Below are 25,104 nucleotides of genomic sequence, written 5' to 3'. Positions count from 1 at the left end.
TAATCACAGACCAGGCTATAATACGAATATAAGACTAATGTCTGACTAAAAAGTGAATTGAACACCAAAATTTCCATATACTTTAAACTTTTCTTAGTAAATTCCGTCTATATCTCAGTCTTTAAAGGCTGCTTATAAACAACCCTACTTACTAGTTTTTAAGACCTATCTATTCCTGTTAAAAGTAAATAAAAGTCCGTTAAAGTCCGTACAACTCCGTTAAAGTCCGCCGAAATCCGTATTAGCTTCGAGATAAGCAGTACACAACTTCGTGACAACTTCGACTTAGCTTCGTCCGTCCTTCGACACATGTTCGGAATTATTACCGGTATCTGTCGAGTCAAAATGGAACAGCAGTCGAAGAGTTATCGAAAAATTGTCGAAGAAATTGCGAACGAGGCTCGAATCTAACCAGAAGCAGGTACAATGACCTGTCAAGACGAAGGCGAAAAAAACTATATTTGCATGTATGATCTATTTCCATATTCCATTTTGTAAGCAGGCATGCCATTACTGCGACTTTCACTTTAGTACTTCCTTAAAGTACAAAGAGGACATGCTGCAAGCTATGCATAAGGAGCTCCAAATACGTGCATCTTATTTGGAAGATAAAACGGTACAATCCATCTACTTTGGTGGCGGTACACCTTCGATCTTGGAGGCCGATGAGGTTAGCCGACTGATCGATCAGGTCGGACGCTATTTCGAAATTGCCACTGGTGCCGAAATTACCTTGGAAGCAAACCCAGATGATCTGGACAAGGTCAAGATCCAAAAGTTAAGAAATACACCGATCAATAGGTTTAGCATTGGTATCCAATCTTTTTATGAAGAAGACCTGAAATGGATGAATCGGGCTCATAACGCATTAGAAGCCCAGTCTTCAATTATGCGCGTGCAAGATGCGGGCTTTGAAAATATAACCTGTGATCTAATTTATGGCTATCCGTTACTCACTGACGAAAAATGGAAGTCTAACATGCAACGATTGATCGATTTTGAAATTCCACACATTTCTTCTTATGCAATGACTGTAGAAAATCGAACTGCTTTGGATCACTTTATCAAACAAGGAACAGCGGCTCCTCTAAATGAAGACCAAAGTGCAGAACAAATGTTGATTTTGATAGAGACTTTAATTAGCAAGGGATTTGAACACTACGAAATATCCAACTTTGCAAAGCCTGGTAAATATGCTAAACACAACACTAATTATTGGAAAGGCAAGCACTATTTAGGAATCGGGCCTTCCGCTCATTCATTTAATGGTACCTCGCGCGCTTGGAACATAGCCAACAATGCGAAATATTGTACAGGGATATTGGAAAACTCATTTCATTTGGAAACAGAGCAACTCTCATTAGAAGATCGTGTCAATGAATACATCATGACCTCTCTTCGTACCATGTGGGGAATAGACTTAGACAAAGTGAAGAATGATTTTGGAGCCGATATCGAAAACTATTTGACAAAAGAAGTACGGCAATTTGTCGAAAAGGGAGAAGTTGAATTAACGGATCATACCTTACGCCTTACCTCGGCGGGGAAATTGGTTGCTGATCATATTGCTTCGGCATTATTTCTGATCGATGAAACGCAACTTTAATTAGTAGGGCTGTCTCCTATGTTTGGCCAAGACAAACATAGGAGACAGCCTCTTACCTTTACTTACCTATCTTTGCATCATACAACTTTTGGTGTATATTTTTCAGATCTGATTCCGAAATTTTAATTACTTTACGGTCATACGTCATCAACCCGTTTGTCTCTACCTCTACATCCGTTGTTTGTGTATACACACCGCCAGATAGTCCAAGTGGAATAAGCTTTGCTAGGTTATTTATAAGCTCTTCATATCTCTTTTTCAGCTCTTCCTTATTTTTAAAAGATTGGTATCCCCAGTTATCTTTTTGCTGCCAGCTATGTCCATCAATAGGCAGACCTAATCCACCAAACTCTCCTAAAGTCAATATATAATCTTTACCAAAGATCTGCGGATCAGGCATCGCTGCATCAGGATAATTATGTATATCAAGCATATGACCAGTGTACGCAAAATTGCCACCACTGGCACTATTTACAATTCGTGACGGGTCGTATTGCATCGTCCATTCGGTAATTTCCTTGGTTTTGAACTGCCCCCAAGCTTCGTTGAATGGCACCCATACCACTATACTTGGATAATTATGCAGTACATCCATAATTGCTTTCCATTCTTTACGGTATATTGCCTCAGATTCTGCAGAACGCGCCTTATCGTGGAGACCTCCAGATATCTTCCCAGGTTGCATGTCCCATGTATTTCCGCCAAGATCACCGCTTGGCATATCTTGCCACACCAATATACCGATGCTATCGCAGTAACGATACCAGTTTGCAGGTTCCACTTTGATGTGCTTCCTTATCATATTAAAGCCCATCTCCTTTGTTTTGATGATATCAAATTTCAATGCCTCATCAGAAGGCGCCGTATGCAAGCCATCTGGCCACCAGCCCTGATCTAAAGGTCCATAATGGAACACAAACTTATCGTTTAAATACATACGCTGAATTCCCTTCTCATCTGGTTTCATCGTGATTTTTCGCATGGCAAAATAACTTGTCGCCCTGTCGATTACTTTACCTTTGCGGAGGACTTTGATCTGTAAATCATAAAGCTTTGGATTATCTGGTGACCACAATGTAGCTTGCGGTACCGCAAGTTTAAGAACAGAACCCGTAGGAGTGCTCCCTTCTGCGATTTTAGTAGTTCCGTCGTACGCTTCTACCACAATCTGATCACCCTGCAGAGCACCTTCTACTTGCGCCTCGAAATGCAGTGCTTTGTCATCCACAGCAGGTGTCTGTTTGGTACTTACAATATACGTTTTAGGCACTGACTCTATCCATACGGTCTGCCAAATACCCGTTACTGGAGTGTACCATATACCATGCGGGTTGTTAATTTGCTTACCGCGGGGCTGAGGGCCTTCGCTGGTAGGATCCCACACACGCAGTGCAATATCCTGCTTTTTGCCCTTTTTTAGAAATGACGTCACATCAAATGAAAATGGATCAAACCCTCCTTCATGTCGGCCCACACGTTGACCATTTATATAGAGGTCACACTGCCAATCGACCGCTCCAAAATGAAGAATCACATTATTTTTGTTGACATTGCGGTCTAAATCAATTTCATTATGGTACCAAAGTGCTTTATCTTTTCCCACTTCCTTTCCGACACCAGATAATGCAGATTCAATAGCGAATGGGACCAATATATTCCCTTCCCATACATTCGGAATGCCTTCTTGCTCTCTCGGTGTAATGGCATACTGCCATAACCCATTCAAGTTCTGCCAATTGTTACTACGAATTAGCTGAGGGCGCGGGTATTCAGGATGAGGGTTAACAGGATCTAGGTTCTCTCCCCAAGTAGTCAGTATTTTATCCCCTGCAGGTTTCCACTGCTGAGAAAAACCTTCTGATAAGTTCGCGGCTAGCACAAGGGCAATAGCAATAGTTTTTCTAATCATATTTTTATTGTTGTTTAATTTCATTTTATATCGGCTTGCTTTCAGGTCTCATTTGTTTTGGTTTCGGGTAGTCCGCCAACACATTTTTTAGTTTTATAAATTCAGGATGATCCGCACGCCAGATATTTTCTTTTTCAATTAGGTCCCCACCGTACTCGTACAGTTCGTATTGCGGTTCCTCTTCTTTATCAAGAGATTTCCATTCTATTAGACGGTATTTTTCATTTCTTATCGCACGTCCCAGTTTACCTCCCCTAGGAAAACAATGATATACATGATCCCGAGGAGCAGAACCATTACCGAATAAAAAGGATTGATAACTCTTTCCATCTATAGGCTGTTGCATCTCCGGCAATTCGAATCCACATAGTGTTGCTAAGGTTGGATACAAGTCTACAGTTTCTATCATTGCATCTGTTTTTGTCGACCGTTGTAAATCCGGATGATGTATAATCAATGGAATACGATTTGCCAGTTCATGGTTAACGTGTTTAGTCCACATACCCATTTCCCCTAAAAGATACCCATGATCTCCCCATAACACAATGATTGTATTTTTATCTAGCCCTGTTCTCTTCAACTCATCTAAAACCTTTCCGATCTGTGCATCCACATAGCTTACCCCAGCATAATACCCATGAATTAACTTACGGGTCAGCGTATCTGGGAAGGGGTCTTCTTCAGCAGCATATGGAATGCCTCGGTATTGAGCAATTTCGCCATCACGCTTATTTGCAAATGCAAGCGAGTTCTCAGGGTGTGACTGCATTTCAGGCAAAGGAATATCTAGCGGGTTATACAGATCCCAATATTTTTTCGGAACCGAAAAAGGCAAATGAGGTCTAGCAAATCCTACAGCAAGAAAAAAAGGCTGATTACGACGATTTAGTTCTTCTAGGCGTTCTACCGCCCGTTTTGCAACTCGTCCATCAGCATACGTTTCATCGTCTACATCAAGATGCTCCCAAGCAGCCCCTTTTTCCTTTTTATTCGCCTCGTTCCAAGGAACATTCGCAAACAACGCTTCCTCCCTTGTCAAACCTCTCTTTAACGTATCGGCATATTCAACCACAAGATCATAAAAATGCGGCACGGACCAGGACTGCTCATCGTTATAGGTATTATGACCCACATGGAAAACTTTACCAATTGCCTCAGTGTGGTATCCATTATTTTTAAAAAATTGTGGTAATGTGGTTGCTTTCGGATAGAAATCTCTAAATGCCCTTCCAAAATCATATAATCCCGTTGAGGTAGACCGAGCGCCCAATAATAAATTGTATCGAGAGGCAACACACACCGCCTGATTGGTATAGGCACGCTCAAACACTGCAGCATGCTGGGCGAATCGGTCAATATTCGGACTAACTACTAATGTATCTCCATAACAGCCTAAAGTGGGACGGAGATCATCTACTAAAATTAGTAGAACGTTAACAGGAGCTTTTTGCTGTCCGTTACAAATAACACACATAAAAAATAATGAGACTATAATCTTCGTCTTCAACCACAATACATCATAGGTTTCAGCTTGTTTTATCATATTTCAAATATTTTTAGACTAAAAATAGTCTATTCTTTCTGCATTTCTATACAGAAATCAAAATCCCTCATTTCCGTCTAACTTTTTAACCGTGATCGATTTAGCTCCTAGAAAGATTTAATATACGCCAACTTGCGCCTTGGTTTATTAGCTGCCAACGAATCCCTAAATCTATCACATATCCCCAACACGTTATTGACAATTTGTCTCAATAAATCACTAAATCGTCTCATCACCAACTTTAAATCCGCCATATTTCATGTTCCAACCCTTTTCTCTAATTTCGTGAATAGAACCCCTATAAAGAATTATAAAAAAAATTAGATATATTCGTACTGAAACACCAATCTATACTTCCTATGTATAATAACGACATCACACGTTCCACTATACTTGTTGCAGATGATCATCAAGATATTTTAGACTTTCTTGCAGAGGATCTGGGAGAACATTATGACGTGGTCAAAGCTAACAATGGCCAAGAAGTGCTGAATCTTATAGCCGATCATCATGTTGACCTCATTGTTAGTGATATTATGATGCCCTACATCGATGGATACGAATTATGCACCCGTCTAAAAGAGAATATAAGCTATAGTCACATTCCATTTATCATGCTGACAGCCAAAAACAATCTACAATCTAAAATTGAGGGATTGAAATACGGCGCCGATGCATATGTGGAAAAACCCTTTTCTCCTTCCTATTTACAGGCACAGATTGACAGCTTATTACGCAACAGACGTCATATGCGCCAACACTACAGCCAATCTCCTATCGTCCCCCTCAATAGTATTGCATTAAACAAGTCTGACCGGACATTTCTGGAAAAACTAAATCGTTTAATATTGGACAATATCTCGGAGCACTCGCTATGTGTTGATATGTTGGCCGATAACATGAACATGAGTCGACCGACATTATATAGAAAAATAAAAGCACTCTCGGATCTTTCACCAAACGAATTAATCAATATTACCAGATTAAAAAAAGCTGCAGAACTATTACTCGAAGGGGAATTAAAGATTTATGAAATATCAACTATGGTCGGTTTTAATTCATCCTCTCACTTTACCCGCAACTTCCAAAAACAATTTGGCGTTTCACCCAAAGAATATGCCGAGTGAAGTAAAAAGGGATTTTACCCCTTTTTACTTCACCTTGCTTTCTAACATCTTAATGAAATACCCCCCTACAACGGATCTCGCTTTAAACCCCCTTCTATTTGCTTTGTCCGTATAGATCCAATCAGACATCGGAACCCTATCTGTTGTTTCGTGCATAAACCGATGCACGGGCGATATAAACTTCTTGAACGTTTCGACGTCGGGAGCCAGGGTCGCGGTCCAAAATATCCAATCTGATTTTGTATACGTTTCACGGCTATCCAATGGCAATCCATATACATTCTGTTTGGTAAGATAATAAGCGATCTCATCTTGCGCAATATCTACATCAAAAATATCCATATCAAATATCTTGTCCCACACCAGATTGTATTTCTGACTCCACGTGTTCGACTTATCAAAAGTTAGCTTATAGTGATCGCCATCTTTTGCCATTCTCTTCCACTCCTTCGCCATTTCCCTGGCTATGGCGACATATTTATCAGCTACCTTGGTTTCGCCCAACATTCCTGCCAACTTGCCATAGGACGCAATCCCTAATATAGCTTTGATGGATAGATTGGCATTGTGTGCAAAATGGCCTGCAAAATCATCAGTACACAATTGATTTTCGGGATCTAAGCCATTTTCCACCAAGTAGTCGGCCCAAGTTGTTAATACCGACCAGTGTTTTTTTGCATACGCAGCATCACCTTCCATCTTAGCTATTGCATGTGTTAAGATCAACATATTTCCAGACTCTTCAACCGGCATATCACCTCCATATGTTTGTCCATTGGCAAGTGGATAAGTACCGACATCATGCGCCGCAAACGGTTTTGTCCATTTACCACTTTCACTATAATAGAAGATAAAGTTCATAAGCGCCTTTGCGAGCTCGGGGTTATAGTACAAAAATAATGGTGCCGAGGGATAAGTGACATCAACTGTGCCGATAGAACCGTTACTATCATTTTCCTTTGACAGCAATAACAGATCGCCGTTGGGGGCTTTAACTAACTTGTGTGCCGCGATAGCTTGTCGATACGCCAAAGCACACAATTCTGCATAAGCTTGACCACCTTCTTCGCTGAAGTCGGACATTAGCTTATGGTCGAATACGGTACTTTTCGCAATGAGATCGTTATATTGGTCATATGACTTATGAAAAGCATCCAAAATAGAAGATTTACCCTCCGCGTTCCAATAAGGTCTGAGATTTTCTCCAAAATACTGAATAGAAAAAACATCATCGTATCCCAACATAATCTTATCAGTATACTCATTTTTAAGTGTTATCTTTTTTGTTAGTGACAATTGATTTTTACCCGTTCCTTTTTCTACTGCAGCTTCGGAATTCTTAATGAACGATGCACGGATCGCACTACTTTCACCAATCTGATAGGTCGTATTCTGCTTATCAGCTACCATATAAAAATAACCCCAATCAATCCGCAAATCATCCCCTTTCTTGCCCAATATATCCTGACTTTTGCTCCCTGTCTTCAAAAATACCAAGTTATTATCTTCAAAAGCTTCTGTCGTCGATTCCTGCAATGGAGAATCTAAAGCCCAATTAGGAGAAGCCTCAAAATAGATCTCTACCTGGTGCTCTTGCTTATCACTCGCTTTAACTTCGTAAGTAAGATAATTGACAGGTCGAGACATTAACTCCAAGTTGTCCAAGAACATGGGCGCAGTAAACGTTACTTTTAACTCGACCGGGCCGCAGGTAAACGTATAGTGCGTCTGTGTAGCCTGTACGTCGGCAGATATCTGTTTTGCCGTATTTGCAAAAAAAGTTTGCCCTTCTTTTTCCTTGAACAATCCAAAATCGAAAAAGCCGTTCGCCACCCTATTATGACAATATCCTGCGAGTAAATTTTTACCTTTCTTTAATGTTTTAACGACCTCATCTGATAATTTGATTTTGGTATTCTTACCCGTCTTATTTCCGGTATTTACCACTTCCATTCCATTTACATACAAGGTGGCATCATCATCATGTGTAAACTCTAGATATACATTCTTACCTATGAGATCCTCCTCCAATACAATTTCTCTGCGAACCCATATCTTCTCATCTTCCCAATTTGTAACGGTTCTGGGTTCGTTTACCTTGGTTCCAAAAGGTGCTGTCCCATCACGCCATCCCGTATCATCAAACTCCAATGTATTCCAATTGGCATTTGGAGCTGCCGTGATATAACGTGCATTCCACGCTAGGTTATCGCCCATTGGCGCTAAAGACAACAGTTCTACTTCCTCTTTTCCCATGAACCGATATAACTGTCCGTCCACTTTAATAACACCTAGCAATGGAAAGTTTCTCCCTGTCCAATGTTTAACAGATTCGTCATATAGGTTGTCAGTATAGGACCAGGCACTGGTATTGGGATCAATAGTAACAAGTGGATAAGCGGGAGCTCTCAAGCCGCTCACCAGATGCGCTTCTTCTTTTTGAGCATTACAACTCGATAGAAATACTCCTAGTAGCACGAAGATAGTTTTGATTTTCTTTATCATTTATAAAAGCTGTTGGTTATTATTAAATAATACTGTTGTTTATGCATGTTGGTTTATCATTGGCGCTAATCAAATATAGTACCTCCGCCACCAGGTTCACAGTAACAAAGAAAGTGCTTATTAATTAGGATAAAGAGCAAATCCTATTCAAATAATAACAAAAATTATTCAAGTTGTTGTTACTAAAAAAACAAGCTATCCATCGTACCCTCCCCCACCTTTATAAGAAAGTGAGCTACCAAAAAAATAAATATTAGATTGATTTTCATGAACAGATTTTGCTATTTTATGAACAGATTTTGCTATTATGACGAATAAATCTTTTTGAATTTTGACCTATATCGTTTTAGCCAATGAAAACCTTTTATAGTAAAATTATTTTTGTAGGGATTATTCTCATGATTTTTTTTTCTTGCCATCAAGCGGAAGAAAATGCTACAGAAGCTTCTAAAAGATCCATTCAAATATTAGATTTCGGATCAGATCCTTACGTATTCTTTCACGAGGGATATTATTACTATACCCAAGGAAGTGAGAATAAAGTCGTTATTTGGAAAACAGCACAACTTGAAGACCTGCGAAACGCGACGCAAAAAGAGGTATGGATACCACAAGATAAATCAAATGCTTTTCATTTATGGGGTCCGGAATTACATCGTATAAACGGAAAATGGTATATCTATTACGCCGCTGACGACGGCAACATGGATAACCATCAAATCTATGTGATAGAAAATAGTCATACAGATCCGCTGATAGGCGACTTTACGTTTAAAAACCGGATCCAAACAGATAGTGCAAACAATTGGGCCATACATGCCAACGTGTTTCAACGAAATAAGGATTGGTATATGGTTTGGTCCGGATGGAAAGAAAGAAGGATAGAAGAGGAAACTCAACACATCTATATCGCTAAAATGAAAAACCCTTGGACATTATCTTCTGAACGTGTGTTAATTTCGACACCTGAATATGAATGGGAAAGGCAATGGATTAATCCGGATGGCACAAGAACCTCTTATCCCATCTATGTTAATGAGGCTCCGCAATCATTCTATTCACCAAATAAAGATAAAATTTTCATCTCCTATTCTGCCAGTGGCAATTGGACACCATTTTATAACGTAGGACTTCTTTATGCCGATGTAAAATCCGATCTACTTGACCCCTCATCCTGGAAAAAAGTAACGGAGCCGGTATTTCATTCCAATCCTAAAGATAATGTGTTTGGTACAGGCAACCTGATGATTCTACCAGAGGGCCAAAAGAATAGGCATCGTTTTATTTATCACGCACGCACCAAACCAAACGACGAAACGGGTGGGGTAAATTCGCGGAGCCCCCGTGTGCAAGAAATGAAGTGGACCGAAGACGGTTTCCCTGTATTTGGTATGGCCCGCCATTTTAAAACGGAAAAGTAACCAGTTATAACGCAAAAATTAAATTTATAAATCAAAAAACATAGCTACACCTACAGTAATACCAGATAGTACTATTTTTTGACTAGATATTGCTTTTGGAAGACTATCTATAACAAGAAATTTACAATTCCTTTCAAGGGGTAAAGGAAATTATAAACTACCAATTTTATCATTGTTAAATCAAAATTTATGATGTCATCATTAATTAAGACTAGGAATACGAAGCTTGAACTATGGTTCTTTCTTCGCTTATACCTCTGCATTTTAGCTTGTTCGAAGACAAAAAAGAGAGAGCTCCCCATTACTCCACCATGATCCGAATGGGGGCAGACATTCATTTATTAGCAATGTCCTCTTCCTATTAAACTTATTGCTAATCAAATCCGTACGATGTTCAAAATCAATCTGACGATTGGAGAACAAGAAACCCAGTCATGTTAGTGTATCTACATGCTGAAAAAAAAATGAAATTTTAACCAATAAATCGTGTTTTATGAGCACTAAATATATAAAAAAAAGCAACGTCCGGCTCCTTTACTGGATATTATCAGCCGTTATCGCATTGAGCTTGAGTGTGACAGGCTGTAAAGATGACCAACCGAGTGTCGTCGAGGCACAGCCTTTTGATCCGTCCAAGCCTGTTCTGGTATCTGATTTTAACCCCCGGTCTGGGGGTATGGGGCAACGCCTTGTTATCTTCGGACAGAACTTTGGAAACGATCTCAAAAACATATCCGTATTTATAGGGGGGAAAGAGGCCAAGGTAATCAATGTACTGGGCGAATCACTCTATTGCCTGGTCCCACGACAAGCATATAGAGGAGACATTGAAGTACGCGTGGGGAATAATGAAAGACAGGTAATAGGTAAATCGGAAGTACCTTTTGACTATCAGCGCAAGTTAGTGGTATCCACGGTTATCGGATACCGTAACGACCGGGGAGATGAACCCTGGCGAGATGGAAAATTTAAGGATGCAGATCAGAATAAGATGGCCAGCGGATTCTGGGAACCCTCCTTTTTTAAATTCGACCCGCTCAATCCAAAACACCTATGGATGACATTTGACTTTAACAATGGGCTATATCTGGTGAATTTCGAGGATAGCACCGTTACGAAAAAGCGTTCGGATTTCGACCGCCCAAGAAGTATAGACTTCACCGTTGATGGCCAATATATGATCATTGCCGAGGATCGTGGTGGTGAAAATGACCGAGCAACCTATCGACTATCACGAAGTAAGGAGTGGCAAGACAGGGAAATTCTTACCACCTACAGACAGTGTAACGGTGCATCCGTTCATCCGGTCAACGGGGAAATGTATTTCAACAGTTACGACAAGGGACAGTTTTTTCGCTTTGACCTAAATAAATATTTCAGTGAAGGACTCGGGAATAAAGACTATAAACAACTATTTGTGGTACATGATCCGCAATGGGAATATAAAATCATGATCCATCCAACTGGAAACTATGCCTATATCAACGTTATTAATCAACATTATATCCTTCGCATCGATTATAATTGGGAAAAGAAGCAATTCAACCAACCGTATCTGGTATGCGGGCAGCTGCGGAGTGCGGGCTATGCAGACGGTGTGGGTTCCGCCGTCCGTCTGCGTAATCCGTATCAAGGTGTATTTGTTAAAAATCCGGAATACGTCGCAGCAGGCAAACCTGATGAGTATGATTTCTACTTCACCGACCAGCACAACCATGCCATCCGTATACTGACACCCGAGGGTAGTGTAACCACCTTTGCCGGGCGTGGCAGTTCGAGCATCAACCCTGATCCCTGGGGGTACGTGGACGGTGATTTAAGACAGGAAGCCCGGTTCGATAGACCTTCGGGAATCGCCTACAATGAGGAAGAAGGTGCTTTTTATATCGGAGATCAGGCAAATCGCCGCATCCGTAAAATAGCGCTCGAAGAAATGGATGAAAGTAACTAATGTAAATTAAACTAAAGCTAGAGAATGGTATGATAAATAGATTCTTACTAACCTGTGTGATACTTCTCAGCGCCACTTTAAGTGCGCTGGCTCAGGAAATCGTAGAAGTACGTGGAGTTGTTGTCGACGCAGCAAAAACACCTTTAGTTGGTGTCAGTGTTTTTGTAACAGATGCACCGGGCTTAGGTGCCGTTACAGATAACAATGGCCAATACAAAATAAAAGTAGAACAATATAAAAAGCTCACGTTCTCGTACGTAGGCTACGACAAACAAGAAATATTGGTCAAAGATGTATTCAATATTAATGTCACGTTGCAGGAATCAGAGATGAGCGTGCTGGACGAGGTGGTGGTAACGGGAACTGGCCCTCAGAGTAGATTATCACTTAGTGCCGCCGTTAGCGTGGTAGACGTGAACGATATGAAATCAAATCCCACGTCGAGCCTGTCAAATGCACTCGCTGGAAATGTACCCGGTGTCATGGCGATGATACAATCCGGACAGCCCGGCAAAAATATCTCTGAATTCTGGATTCGGGGAATCTCCACTTTTGGCGGCGGATCCGCCGCCTTGGTGTTGGTTGATAATATTGAGCGTAACCTGGACGAAATCAATATTGAAGATATTGAGACATTCACCGTATTGAAAGATGCGGCAGTGACCGCTATATATGGTTCAAGAGGTGCTAACGGTGTTATCTTGATTACAACCAAACGCGGTAAAGAAGGCAAAATTAATATCAGCTTTAAGGATGAGACCATCTACAATACGAGAACCATCACGCCCGAGTTCGAAGACGGTGTTACGTACGCTAGCTTGCTGAATGAAGCACGCATTACCCGCAATCATGAACCGATTTACCAGTCTGAAGAGTTGGATATCTTACGCCTGGGGCTGGATCCTGATTTATACCCGAATGTGGATTGGAAAGACCTGCTATTGAATGACGGTGCCATGACCTATCGAGCTAACCTCAATATGAGCGGAGGCGGTTCTACCGCGCGCTATTTCGTCTCGGGAAGCTATATCAATGAAGGTGGGATGTACAAAATTGATGAGACACTACAGGATGATTATAATACCAACGCCAATTACGGTCGCTGGAACTACCGAGCAAACACCGATATCAACATCACGAAAACAACATTGCTTAAGTTGGGGGTTGCGGGCTCACTCAGCAAGCGGAACAGTCCGGGATTAGGAGATACCGATTTCTGGGGGGTACTTTTCGGCTATTCTCCTATCCGTACCCCTGTACTGTACTCCGATGGACGTGTACCAGCTATCGGCACCGGCAACCAAACAAATCCTTGGGTAGTGGCCACGCAAACAGGTTATAATGAGAATTGGCGGAATAATATACAGACCAATGTAACCTTAGAACAAAATTTCGATTTTATTACAAAAGGACTTCGTGCGCGCGGAATTTTCGGTTTTGACACGAACAACGACAGTAATATTCAACGTCGTAAATGGCCGGAACAGTGGCGTGCGGAACGTGCCCGCGACGAAAATGGAAATCTTATATTTACGCATGTTTCAGCACCTCAGGAGTTACAGCAGGCCAGTACTTCGACTGGTGACAGACTCGAATTCCTGGATCTGATGTTTAATTACGACCGACGCGTAGGAAACCATAATCTAGGAGGAGTGGTCCGATATACCCATGACGCGTTCGTGCGTACGGTAGACATTGGTGGTGATATCAAAAATGGGATATCCAGAAGGAATCAGGGTTTAGCTGGTCGCGCGACTTATAACTGGAAATACCGTTATTCTGTCGATTTCAATTTTGGCTATACCGGTTCAGAAAATTTTGCCCGTGGGCAGCAATATGGTTTTTTTCCTGCAGTTTCAGGTGCCTGGAATATATCGGAAGAGCCTTTGATCAAGGAGAATATCGATTGGATGAATATGTTCAAGATCCGTTATTCCTGGGGACGAGTAGGAAACGATCAGTTAGCTGGCGGAGAGCGCTTCCCTTATTTGTATACTATCTCGGAAATTGGCCGTACCGAGAATAACACCTGGATACCCGAAGGAGGCTATCAGTGGGCCGATTACGGTTTGAACAGGTATTACGGCGGCATGCGGTTTTCACAAGTTGCCGCGCCATATGTTACCTGGGAAATGGCGACGAAACAGAACCTCGGTTTTGATATCGCGCTATTTCGAGACAAAATCGTTGCCAATCTTGATTTTTTTGATGAAGAACGTACCGGCATCTACATGTCACGGGAGTTTTTACCTGCAATAGTGGGTTTAGAAAGCATACCTAGAGCCAACGTGGGTGCTGTGCAGTCTCGCGGATTTGACGGGCGCTTTGAATACAAGCAACGGGCCGGCGAGGTAAACTTAACGGCCAGAAGTAATATCACATATAGTAAAAATGTTACCCTAGAAAGAGATGAAGAAAACAATGTGTATGGATATCAAAATCGCGAAGGCTACCGTGTCGAACAAAACAGAGGACTAATTTCCTTAGGTCTCTTTAAGGACTACGACGATATTCGAAATAGTCCAGTGCAGACTTTTGGTGCCTACCAGCCAGGTGATATCAAGTATAAAGATGTTAACGGAGATGGTGTGATCGACGACGGCGACCGGGTGGTTGTTGGTGCCACCAGAAGACCCAATCTGATTTACGGTATAGGTGCGTCCGCCAGCTGGAAAGGACTAGATGTTAACTTTCACTTACAGGGAGCAGGCAAGTCCTCGTTCTATACCTATGGAAAAACTGTTTATGCGTTCAGTGAAGGTGAATGGGGACAGGTCATGAAAGGTATGATGGGTGAAAACCGTTGGATTTCGGCTGATATTTCCGGAGACCCAGCCACCGAAGATCCCAACGCCTCTTATCCTCGTTTAAGTTTTGGAGCAAACCCTAATAATTTTCGTGAATCGACCTATTGGCTGCGTGACGGACAGTACATACGTCTCAAAACCGTAGACATCGGCTATTCCATTCCAAAGCACCTGGCTAACCGAATCAAGACCAATAACATCCGCATTTTTTTGGTCGGCACCAATCTATTGACGTGGTCGAAATTTAAGCTTTGGGATCCAGAGCTGGCCAGTGCACGAGGGGAAGACTACCCTCCTGCTAAATCATTTACCTTGGGTCTAAGTGTTAACTTATAAATTGAAAAGCGATGCAAAAGAAAATATATTTTGTGCTATTACTTGTGCTGAGCACGAGCATCATTTCTTCCTGTAAAAAAGATTTCCTGAAATCCGATCAATTTTTTAAAGACCGGATCACCTTAGAGAAAACGTTTAAAAGCAAAGTCTATACCGAACAATGGTTGGCACATGTATTCGAAGAGTTCAAAGGGATCAACGCTGATGTAGCCAGTAAAGGCGTTACACCACATAATTTTGCCGACGATATGTATTATGGCGATAGGGACAAAGACTATGACCCTTCAAAGAACGAATTGTCGTACAATATGTTTAAAACAGGCCTTTATACGGAAAACGACAAACAAGGTACTTGGATACAATGCTACCGAGGCATACGGAATGCGACGACATTTATTCACAACGTGTATATGAATGAGGAAATGTCAGCAACTGAAATCGAAGACTACCGTGGACAGGCCCGTTTCGCACGAGCTTATCTCTATTGGCTACTCCTTCGTAAATACGGTCCGATTCCCTTATTGCCCGATGAAGGATTAGATTACACAAACAGTTATGAAGAACTGGCCACCCCGCGAAGTACCTATGAAGATTGCGCGAACTACATCAGCAACGAAATGTTACAGGCTGCCAAAGAAATGCAGACCTTGGGAATGGACCGCGGTCAGGACGGATCCGCGCGCCCGACCTCCGGGGCGGCATTGGCGACCCGTGCCAAAGCCTTATTGTATGCAGCAAGCCCCTTGGCGAATGGAAATACTTCAGGTTATGCGTCAAGACTGACCGATGATACAGGAAAACCACTGCTTTCGCCAGACTATCAGGAAGAAAAGTGGGCAAAGGCTGCAGCAGCTGCGAGAGATGTTATCGAGCTCGGTGTCTACCAGCTTTATTTCGCACCTCTACAGGAGACTGGTGATGACGCGACCGTTATCCCTCCCAAGGACAATAATTTTTCCGAACAATCTTGGCCGAATGGTTGGGCCAATATCGATCCGGCCAAATCCTATGCACAGGTATTTGACGGAACGCTTTTACCTTCTGGAAATCCGGAACTGATCTTTACCCGTGGTAATAATCAGGACGGGGAAAGTGTCCGCGCTATGGTTATTCACTGCTTGCCTCGTTCGGCCACCGGTTGGAATACGCATGGGCTTACCCAAAAATTGGTCGATGCTTATTATATGAACGATGGAAAGGATGCACCCGGAAAGGATAAGGAAATCGGTCGTGGTGACGGTTCGGAACGCTTAAGTGGTTATGTATCGGCAGAAGATTATGCTACCGGCAAGTACAAACCGCTCCGAGCGGGTGTTTCTTTGCAATATGCAAACCGTGAACCGCGCTTCTATGCTTCTGTTGCCTATAACGGAAGCTTCTGGACCCTACTTAATGAAACGAGGGAAGAAAACCGTAATCAGCAGGTGTTCTATTACCGCGATGATACCCGAGGTAATGGGTTCAACTCTTCAAATGCCTACTGGTTACGTACCGGCTTTGGTGTAAAAAAATATGTACATCCGAGTGATACCTATGAGGGTGGAAATGATTCTCGTGTTGTATTAAAAGCCGAGCCTGCAATACGCTATGCGGATATTTTACTGATCTATGCCGAAGCGCTAAATGAGCTGGATGGTTCGTACAGTATTCCCTCCTGGCGTGGTGAAAATTACGCGATCAGTCGTGATATTAGCCAGATGCAACGCGGTATCCATCCCGTACGTATTCGTGGCGGCGTACCAGACTATCCCACAACCGTTTATGCAAACAAGACCGAATTAAGAAGAACATTGAAACGCGAACGCTTTATCGAGCTTATGGGTGAAGGACAGCGCTATTACGATCTGCGCCGCTGGATGGACGCACCGATAGAAGAGGCATTACCTGTATATGGCTGTAATATTCTTATGAATGCTGAAGAAAGAGATCTTTTCCATCGACCTGTCGCTATCTGGACACTTAAGACTACCTTTGCCGATAAGATGTGGTTTTGGCCAATCAGCCATAGCGAGCTGAAACGGAATAGCCGGCTTACACAAAATCCTGGATGGACCTATAACGACTAGAAAAAATTACGACATGTGAAGGGGCCGGGAGCTGTTCCTTATAGACGAAAGCTCGTGTCCGCTTCACAATTATAAAAGTAAATAAGATTTCAAATGAAACCATCATATCTATTCATGTCACCGTGTGGTTTGAATAAATATAATAGTTTCATCGCAATTAAAAAACAAATTATACCGATGAAAAAGACCTATATATCACTCTTTTTGCTTTCATTGTTTATCCTTTGTAGTTCATGCAACGACGAATGGACAGATGAACTGTATGAAAATTTTGTATCATTTAAAGCACCTCTGATAAATGAAGGGATAACCAATATCTATGTCCGGTACAAAGGTGAGGGAAAGACGACTTTCCAGCAACCTTTAATCGTCAGTGGATCAACCACAAATTCAAAAGACCTAAGCGTCAGTATCGCCGTTGATCCCGACACTTTGCAGACGTTAAACTTCGAGCGATTCCAAAATCGGGAAGACTTTTACTACCGGCAGCTGAGCGCCACATATTTCACGATCCCATCCCAAATAGGCATTAAATCCGGCGAGAACACGGCCTTAATGCCTATAGATTTTACGTTTAAAGATATCGATATGACAGAAAAATGGGTACTTCCCTTAACGATCTTAGATGATCCCTCTGGTAATTACAATAGCCATCCACGGAAACACTATCGAAAAGCCCTCCTGCGAGTTAATCCCTTTAATAATTACTCAGGTACTTACAGCGGTACAGCATTGAAAACAAACATGAAAGGTTATGAAGATGAGACGCCGATTGTTAAAAGTGAGATACGAAGCTATGTGGTAGATGAAAATACAATCTTTTTTTACGCAGGAAATATTGATGAGGATCGGCAGGATAGACGCAACTATAAAGTCTATGCCACCTTCAACCAAACGGGTGGAGTAAGGTTCTGGTCCGATAATCCAGAAATGGATTTTAAATTGAACAAAGATGCGAGTTATACCATAGCCGAACAGATGGATGCAGTCCGTCCGTATTTACTGCATCGCTACATCACCATCAATAATATCGACTATGAATTTACCGATTACACGATGATTTCAACGGTTGATATTAACTATGTTGTTACAGGATCGGTTACATTGCATCGGCAATTAAATACCCAGATCCCTGACGAAGATCAGGCCATACTGTGGTAGTTAACAAGTGCTTGCTACTATTCTATTATGTCCTTACTCCTTTTGTCAATGTTTACTTCTCCAGAGTTGGACATAGACAGAAGGAGTTGCTTCATTTTTTATAGTATTGAACCTTAGTATGTTCAAAAAAATATGTAAATTAGTCACATTATCTCACTTCATAATTATCCAAAGTAAACCGAAATAAAATACCAAAACGTTCATTCCATTCATACCATGAAATTTATTGCGATCCTTTATATATATACCATATGTTTCGTGCATATTATATCAGCCCAGCATCTGCACCTAAAAAAATATCTAGTGGAGGATGGACTGTCCCATAATACCGTATGGTGTAGCTTGCAAGATAGCAAAGGATTCCTCTGGTTTGGCACTTCAGATGGATTAAATCGGTTCGACGGGAAAGTGTTTAAATCCTTCCAAAAAAGTTACACCGATTCGACAAGCTTAGGAAACAACAATATCAGAACTTTATTTGAAGATGCTGAAGAACAGATATGGGTAGGCACAACGAATGGGGTCTATATTTATAATCGATACAAAAATGAATTTGCCAAGTTCAACACGGTCACGCGTTACCACGTCGGTATTAACGCCGAAGTAACCGGTATATTTCATATGGGTAAAGATCACATATGGATGACGACATTTGGGCAAGGTTTTTTCATATATAATCTAAAAACGAAACAGCTGAAACAAAATAGCCGTAATATCAGCTTTGTATGGGATGCCGTTCTCAGCACCCAAAATACCGTATTTATCTCATCTAAATATGGTGAAATTCAAGAGTTTTCGAAAGAAGGAAAGCTTATTAATGAGTATCAACTTGCCGATGGTTTTATTGCGAAGGAACTATTCGTCATGGATAACCGGTTATGGTTTACGACAGAGAAGGCGTTTATTGGAATACTTGATCTATTTTCTAAAAAAATACAGTACCTGCCTTTCGCAGAAGACCGTTTCGGAAAACTGAGAAAATTTTCCAGCTACAATGCAACTGAAACGCTGTTAGCTACAGACTGGGGGATTTATGCATTTGATATCTACCGTGAGGAAATCCGGAATCTAGGAAAGCAAAATCAAAGCAATCTCGGCGACGAGACTATCAGCAGTATCACCCGAGATAAAGAGGGAGGCTTGTGGTTTGGAACTTCTATAGGCGGTGTGAACTATCTACCTAAACCTAATAAACCTATATTATCTTTTGATTCGCAATACCCAGGGCTCGAGCGTATTAAGATAATACATACTTTTGCGGAAGACAATCACGGAAATATCTGGATAGGTACAAAGAATGGACTACGTCTCTTTGATCCCGAAACCAAACAAATAAGTCAAATAGGCATACCTCCATCGGTGTTGCATACGGAAATTAAATCATTACTATATGAAGGCAATCATCTATGGATAGGAACCATGGGCAAGGGGTTAAAAAAGTGGAACCTTGTTAACCAAACGATAAAAAATTACACTTATTCTAAGAACAACAATAGGACAATTACAAGCGATGATGTGCTGGCTCTGTACAAGTGCTCAGATGGAAATATTTACGTAGGAACTTCCTGGGGTATCAATCGATACAATGCCATAGAAGATAACTTTGTAACGTTAAATTTAGTAGGATCTATGGTGTCGGTCGTCGATCTCGTAGAGGATAAGAAGAAACAGCTCTGGATTGCAACAGAAAACGCCGGCATTTTTAAGTTTCATATTGAAAATAATAGTTTGACACACTATTATGCAAATGGTAGTGCGGCTCAAAAAATCACTACCAATTCGATTATCTCCGTATATCAGGATAAAAAAGAAAATATTTGGACAGGGACTAACGGTGAAGGACTTCTATGTTTTGATGCAAAAAAAGAACGCTTTTCACCCATTGACACCAGTAACACTTTTTTGCCCAATCAAGTAATTTATGCCATAAACGAAGACAATCTGGGATATCTATGGGTGTCTAGCAACATGGGGTTAACGCGCCTATCTTCCAGTCAACTAAATAAAAGCACTTCCTTCACGAAGGAAGATGGACTGTCGAGTAATCAATTTAACTTTAATGCAACGTTTAAAACAAAAAAAGGAGCTCTTTTGTTCGGCAGTGTCAATGGTTTCCAATTTTTTGAACCCGACAACTTCGTAAACAACAGCTATGTTCCTCCTACATACATCACCAAGGTACAGTTGATAAATGGAGATATTCTTTCAACCTATAATGATTTCAATCCGTTTACAGACGATAGTAAGCCTATTCAACTGAAATTTAATCAAAATAACATTCAACTTGATTTCGCTACACTCAGCTTTGAGGGCTCCCATAAAAACAAATTTCGATATAAATTAGACGGTTTGGATAAAGACTGGATTCAAACGAAATCAAATATCATATCTTACAATAATTTAAGCCCTGGAAACTATACTTTCTTACTTAAAGGGTCAAATAATGATGAGGTATGGAGTTCAGAAACAAAACGTTTGAAAATAAGTATTTCCTATCCTTGGTGGCAATCCAATTTGGCCAAGATTATTTATCTGCTATTGTTATCCGGTATTATCTACTCCTTAATCAATTACTACAAACAGTACCACAGGAGGCAACTTAAATTAAAGTTCAAGCGGTATAAAGATGAACAGGAACAGAAAGTATATCAATCAAAGATTGATTTCTTTATTAATTTGATGCATGAGATACGGACACCATTGACACTGATCAGTATTCCGGTCGAAAAATTAAGACAAACAGAGACTTCAACATCAAAAAGGTACCTTTCAATTTTAAATAGGAATGTCAACTACCTGTTAACCTTAGTAAATCAGGTTCTTGATTTTCAAAAATTAGACAACAGTAAAACAGCATTGCATTATCAGCAAACGGATCTTATTAACGTGATTGAAGACATTTGTCAACAATTCGACGCTGCCAGTGAATATAAAAATATTCGGCTAAATAAGCACTTGCAATATGAAAGCCTCCACGTTAATATTGACTCGGATGCTATTGCTAAAATTCTGTTCAACATTATCGGTAATGCGTTTAAATACACACAATCGTATATTTCGATTACGTTGGAATTATTTGAAAAAAAATTTCAAATACGAATCAGCGACGACGGTGCGGGTATTCCGGATAGTGAAAAAACCAAAATATTCGATACCTTTTATCAGATCGATAGTAAGAACTATTCAGGAACAGGCATAGGCTTATCTTTCGCAAAAAACCTTGCCGAACTTCATGGAGGAGCATTGACCGTGACGGACAACCTACCACATGGCGCCACCTTTATCCTCGAGATACCACTATCCGATGATCTTCTGATTAAAGCTAAAGAGGAAATCGTAAATAATGTAACGGTACCCGAGAATCAGACAGTTGCCAAACAATTCGACATCACTATTCTGCTCGTAGAGGATAATGAAGAACTAGGAACTATTATTCAGGAAAACTTAATGGAACAGTTCGAAGTCACTTGGGTAAAAAACGGGCAACTCGCTATAGATTATTTGAATGATCATGCTATTTCACTAATTATTACTGATGTCATGATGCCGTTGGTAGATGGCTATCAGCTCACAAAATATGTAAAGTCTACGCTGGCTTTTTGTCACATCCCCATTATTATGCTTACTTCGAAATCAAATGAAGAGGCAAAATTATTTGGTCTAGAACAAGGCGCAGAAGTCTATTTGGAAAAGCCTATTTCCTTGACATATCTAAAAATGCAAATTGAAAATCTGTACAAACTTCGCCTTGCGTTTCAGTCTAACACGTCCAAGATCCAGGATCTAGTCAATACTGCCGATCATTTGACAAACAAAGACAGGGATTTTCTTAAAAAAGTAAACAACGAGGTATTGGCTCACTTAGAGGAATATGATTTTTCGATCGATTCATTAGCCGAGAAACTTTTTATGAGTCGTTCGAATTTCTATCGCAAGCTCAAAAGTATCTCCGGGTTATCTCCTAATGAGTACTTGCGTAAAGTAAGATTAGAAAAAGCGGCCGAATTATTGAGATCGCGAGAATACCGGATTTCAGAAATATATTATAAAGTAGGATTTAGTTCTTCATCCTATTTTGCAAAATGTTTTAAAGCAGAATACGGGGTTTCTCCCAAAGAATTTATTTAATAAACATAACTTTGGAAGATCTTTTCGATGAAGCCTTCCTCAAACGAAAGCTTCACCGAAAAGATCTTTATACATTTGGTAATTTATACCCATTATGATACTCGGATACCAAGTACTTATTGGCTTCACGATCGGTAAATTTTCTATATTTCTTATCCCAGAACAATTTTTTGCCTGTCCGATATGCAATATTTCCCATCTGTGAAAAAGCTGCAATATGCGCTCCTGCCTCAATCGGTGCATTTAGCATGCTGGCATCTTTTTTAACGATGGCATCCACAAAGTTTACCATATGTTTTTCTAACCCATTATCTGATGATTTTTTTAACGGCACGGTGATCCCCTTGTCTTTTTCCGAAATGACCTCCCATCCTCCTCGATCCAAGACCAAGGTACCATTATTCCCAATAAATGCGACCCCATGCGTGCGGTTATACGGCCCCAAATCCAATCCGAGCGCATGTTCCCATTGTATGTTAAAATCATCAAATTGATACACTGCAGTCAACGTATCCGGGGTTTCTGCTGCACCATTAGGATCCGCAAACTTACCTCCAGAGGCCATGATGGAGATCGGATCTGACACTTTCATCCCTAAAAGCGCGTAATCGAGCATATGTACTCCCCAGTCCGTCATCAATCCACCGGCGTAATCCCAAAACCACCTAAATTCAAAATGGAACCGATTTGGGTTAAATGGTCTACTCTGTGCAGGTCCTAGCCATTTATCGTAATGTACCCCTGCAGGAATAGGTGCATCAGGTTTGTTTGAAATAGTTTTCTTCCAGCCTACATATGACCATGCTTTCACCTGTCGTATTTTGCCGAGCTTCCCAGAATGTACAAAATCGATTGCATCCCGAAAATGTTTCTGGCTGCGTTGCCATTGTCCAACCTGCACGATGCTCTTGTTACGCTGTGCAGCAGCTACCATTACTTCGCATTCTTTAATCGAATTACCGATAGGTTTCTCTACGTATACATGTTTTCCTGCATTTACCGCATCTACCATCTGTAATGTGTGCCAATGGTCGGGAGTCGCGATAATAACAGCGTCTACCACGTTATCTCGTAACAACTCCTTGTAATCGACATACCGCTTTACGGTTATACCACGCTGCGCGAGTTCGTCGCTCCGCTTCTGAAGAACATTCTCGTCTACGTCGCATAAAGCAGTACATACTACCTTATCATCCTTCAACAAAGCGTTCAAGTTAGACCAGCCCATACCGTTCACCCCAATAGCGCCTACTCTAATTTTTCCGTTTTGTAACGTGAAAGCATGTGCGCCCGAATACATGCTGGAAGCCGCAAAAATAGCAGAAGCCTTTAAAAAATCTTTTCTATTCATTTTTTGATAAAATTTATCCTCCCGCTGCTGCAGCGAGAGATAGCGTTAAACAAATAGTATGCGGCTTTAATTTAAGGTTTGACTGTCGGTCCATGTACGACTAGCTTACCGTCGGGTAACACTTCCAATGCATCTAAAAAAACCAGTCTTTCATTACCAGTTTCTTTTGTTCGGGCATGATATACGCACCATATTTTTCCGTCACGGTCTTTTAATATACTGTTATGTCCCGTGCCCGACACGACACCCCCCTCATCTGTATTTTTTTCCAAAATTGGATTACTTGCAGATTTCTCAAAAGGCCCTAGCGGTTGCGACGCAGTTGCATAACCTACAGCGTAGTTCTCGCCTCCAAAATGATTTGCCGAATACATCATGTAATATACATCATTTTTTTTAAAAAGATAAGAACCTTCTGTCCATCTTCTATTTACTTCGCGTGAAGTCACCGAACGACTTTCCCACTCCGATTGCTTATCCGCTAAAGATACGGGAGGACGCAGTAGTAATTTCGGCTCACCAATAACAGCAGAGAAATCGGCAGCGAGCTCCACTCCATAAATCCAACTTTCCTCAATTTCCTGATACAAGCCTTCTTTTTTAGCCCAATCCGCGATTTCCGATTGTACAGGATGTTTATAGCAGCACCTTGAGTAGTAAAGATATAATTTACCATCTTCGCCGAAATAGACATTTCCATCGATGACCGGATATCCTGGATCAAATAATGGACCTCCTGTCATATCCATAAACGGACCAGTAGGACTATCCGACACGGCTATACCGATCCGATAGTTTTCTAATTCGTTGGTTGGATTTTCTTTCCAATGCGCACTGTAGAACATATAGAACTTACCGCCCCGCTTATACACTTCTGGAGCCCAAAAATCTTTCGTTCCCCAAGCTTTATCCTGTTTCGCAGTATATACGGTGCCCTGACTTTCCCAGTTCTTCAAATCGTCGGAAGCATATGCCATGAAACCGTTCTCCACACCTCCAGTTCCATACATATAGTACCGATCTGAGGTCTCGTCATACACGATAAAAGGGTCACCAAAAGCCACCTCTAACGGGTTATTGGACTGTGCAAAACTCGTGGAAATGCAAGATAAGCTGCATACCAACAACATTAAAATACTCTTTTTCATCATTTCTTATTTTTTTCAGTGGTTGATGAGAGCTCGATGTAAATA

General features: G+C 41.1%; 13 protein-coding genes. 8 read left to right on the top strand and 5 right to left on the bottom strand.

Translation table 11 applies throughout. From position 1 onward, the window contains the following. The first annotated feature begins 469 nt into the window (after window positions 1–469). Window positions 470–1,606 carry a radical SAM family heme chaperone HemW gene (hemW, locus tag FAZ19_RS02900; RefSeq protein ID WP_136819088.1) on the top strand — a complete coding sequence of 379 codons (1,137 nt, stop codon included), beginning with the start codon at window positions 470–472 and terminating at the stop codon, window positions 1,604–1,606. A 58-nt stretch (window positions 1,607–1,664) separates the two neighbouring features. On the opposite strand, the gene FAZ19_RS02895 is transcribed toward hemW, so the two are convergent. Both FAZ19_RS02895 and FAZ19_RS02890 read right to left on the bottom strand, forming a co-directional pair. Further along, on the bottom strand, window positions 1,665–3,515 hold the full coding sequence (locus tag FAZ19_RS02895) for a glycoside hydrolase family 2 protein (protein ID WP_136819087.1): 1,851 nt from the start codon (window positions 3,513–3,515) through the stop codon (window positions 1,665–1,667). A gap of 25 nt (window positions 3,516–3,540) precedes the next feature. After that, on the bottom strand, window positions 3,541–5,058 hold the full coding sequence (locus FAZ19_RS02890; RefSeq protein ID WP_136819086.1) for a sulfatase: 1,518 nt from the start codon (window positions 5,056–5,058) through the stop codon (window positions 3,541–3,543). Window positions 5,059–5,417: 359 nt separating this feature from the next. On the opposite strand from FAZ19_RS02890, the gene FAZ19_RS02885 reads away from it, so the two are divergent. Then, the gene (locus FAZ19_RS02885) at window positions 5,418–6,185 is read left to right on the top strand and encodes a response regulator (RefSeq protein ID WP_136819085.1); all 768 of its coding nucleotides are present in this window, start codon (window positions 5,418–5,420) and stop codon (window positions 6,183–6,185) included. A gap of 24 nt (window positions 6,186–6,209) precedes the next feature. Here FAZ19_RS02885 and FAZ19_RS02880 read toward each other — a convergent pair whose 3' ends face one another. Then, window positions 6,210–8,690, bottom strand: coding sequence for a glutaminase domain-containing protein (locus FAZ19_RS02880; RefSeq protein ID WP_136819084.1), 2,481 nt, complete (start codon window positions 8,688–8,690; stop codon window positions 6,210–6,212). Window positions 8,691–9,043: 353 nt separating this feature from the next. Here FAZ19_RS02880 and FAZ19_RS02875 point away from each other — a divergent pair, with 353 nt between their 5' ends. The 6 genes from FAZ19_RS02875 (at window position 9,044) to FAZ19_RS02850 (ending at window position 22,560) form a co-directional block, all read left to right on the top strand. Next, window positions 9,044–10,111, top strand: a complete 1,068-nt coding sequence (locus FAZ19_RS02875) for a glycoside hydrolase family 43 protein (protein ID WP_136819083.1) — start codon at window positions 9,044–9,046, stop codon at window positions 10,109–10,111. A gap of 493 nt (window positions 10,112–10,604) precedes the next feature. Further along, entirely contained in the window at window positions 10,605–12,062 is a 1,458-nt protein-coding gene (locus tag FAZ19_RS02870; protein WP_136819082.1) for an IPT/TIG domain-containing protein, read from the top strand. Window positions 12,063–12,091: 29 nt separating this feature from the next. Then, entirely contained in the window at window positions 12,092–15,205 is a 3,114-nt protein-coding gene (locus FAZ19_RS02865; protein ID WP_136819081.1) for a SusC/RagA family TonB-linked outer membrane protein, read from the top strand. A gap of 11 nt (window positions 15,206–15,216) precedes the next feature. Continuing rightward, window positions 15,217–17,271, top strand: a complete 2,055-nt coding sequence (locus tag FAZ19_RS02860; protein ID WP_136819080.1) for a RagB/SusD family nutrient uptake outer membrane protein — start codon at window positions 15,217–15,219, stop codon at window positions 17,269–17,271. A 177-nt stretch (window positions 17,272–17,448) separates the two neighbouring features. Next, on the top strand, window positions 17,449–18,432 hold the full coding sequence (locus FAZ19_RS02855; RefSeq protein WP_136819079.1) for a DUF4973 domain-containing protein: 984 nt from the start codon (window positions 17,449–17,451) through the stop codon (window positions 18,430–18,432). Window positions 18,433–18,690: 258 nt separating this feature from the next. Beyond that, entirely contained in the window at window positions 18,691–22,560 is a 3,870-nt protein-coding gene (locus FAZ19_RS02850; protein WP_169305547.1) for a hybrid sensor histidine kinase/response regulator transcription factor, read from the top strand. Window positions 22,561–22,627: 67 nt separating this feature from the next. Here the strand turns inward: FAZ19_RS02850 and FAZ19_RS02845 are convergent, their stop codons facing one another. Together FAZ19_RS02845 and FAZ19_RS02840 are read right to left on the bottom strand one after the other, a co-directional pair. Further along, window positions 22,628–23,911 carry a Gfo/Idh/MocA family protein gene (locus FAZ19_RS02845; RefSeq protein WP_136819077.1) on the bottom strand — a complete coding sequence of 428 codons (1,284 nt, stop codon included), beginning with the start codon at window positions 23,909–23,911 and terminating at the stop codon, window positions 22,628–22,630. A gap of 71 nt (window positions 23,912–23,982) precedes the next feature. Continuing rightward, window positions 23,983–25,062: a glycoside hydrolase family 43 protein gene (locus tag FAZ19_RS02840; protein WP_211245419.1), complete on the bottom strand. Its 1,080-nt coding sequence runs from the start codon at window positions 25,060–25,062 to the stop codon at window positions 23,983–23,985. Window positions 25,063–25,104: the final 42 nt, after the last annotated feature.

Origin of the sequence: Sphingobacterium alkalisoli (genome assembly GCF_005049105.1) — a bacterium.
GTDB classification, from domain to species: domain Bacteria; phylum Bacteroidota; class Bacteroidia; order Sphingobacteriales; family Sphingobacteriaceae; genus Sphingobacterium; species Sphingobacterium alkalisoli.
The sequence above is the reverse complement of the archived record's forward strand: the minus strand, read 5'-3'. Positions and strand labels throughout refer to the sequence as shown.

What these genes read in the sequence shown, in the direction of transcription:
- hemW (WP_136819088.1), top strand. Translation starts at nt 470, where the DNA reads ATGATCTATTTCCATATTCCATTTTGTAAGCAGGCATGCCATTACTGC.
- FAZ19_RS02895 (WP_136819087.1), bottom strand. Translation starts at nt 3,515, where the DNA reads ATGATTAGAAAAACTATTGCTATTGCCCTTGTGCTAGCCGCGAACTTA.
- FAZ19_RS02890 (WP_136819086.1), bottom strand. Translation starts at nt 5,058, where the DNA reads ATGATAAAACAAGCTGAAACCTATGATGTATTGTGGTTGAAGACGAAG.
- FAZ19_RS02885 (WP_136819085.1), top strand. Translation starts at nt 5,418, where the DNA reads ATGTATAATAACGACATCACACGTTCCACTATACTTGTTGCAGATGAT.
- FAZ19_RS02880 (WP_136819084.1), bottom strand. Translation starts at nt 8,690, where the DNA reads ATGATAAAGAAAATCAAAACTATCTTCGTGCTACTAGGAGTATTTCTA.
- FAZ19_RS02875 (WP_136819083.1), top strand. Translation starts at nt 9,044, where the DNA reads ATGAAAACCTTTTATAGTAAAATTATTTTTGTAGGGATTATTCTCATG.
- FAZ19_RS02870 (WP_136819082.1), top strand. Translation starts at nt 10,605, where the DNA reads ATGAGCACTAAATATATAAAAAAAAGCAACGTCCGGCTCCTTTACTGG.
- FAZ19_RS02865 (WP_136819081.1), top strand. Translation starts at nt 12,092, where the DNA reads ATGATAAATAGATTCTTACTAACCTGTGTGATACTTCTCAGCGCCACT.
- FAZ19_RS02860 (WP_136819080.1), top strand. Translation starts at nt 15,217, where the DNA reads ATGCAAAAGAAAATATATTTTGTGCTATTACTTGTGCTGAGCACGAGC.
- FAZ19_RS02855 (WP_136819079.1), top strand. Translation starts at nt 17,449, where the DNA reads ATGAAAAAGACCTATATATCACTCTTTTTGCTTTCATTGTTTATCCTT.
- FAZ19_RS02845 (WP_136819077.1), bottom strand. Translation starts at nt 23,911, where the DNA reads ATGAATAGAAAAGATTTTTTAAAGGCTTCTGCTATTTTTGCGGCTTCC.
- FAZ19_RS02840 (WP_211245419.1), bottom strand. Translation starts at nt 25,062, where the DNA reads ATGATGAAAAAGAGTATTTTAATGTTGTTGGTATGCAGCTTATCTTGC.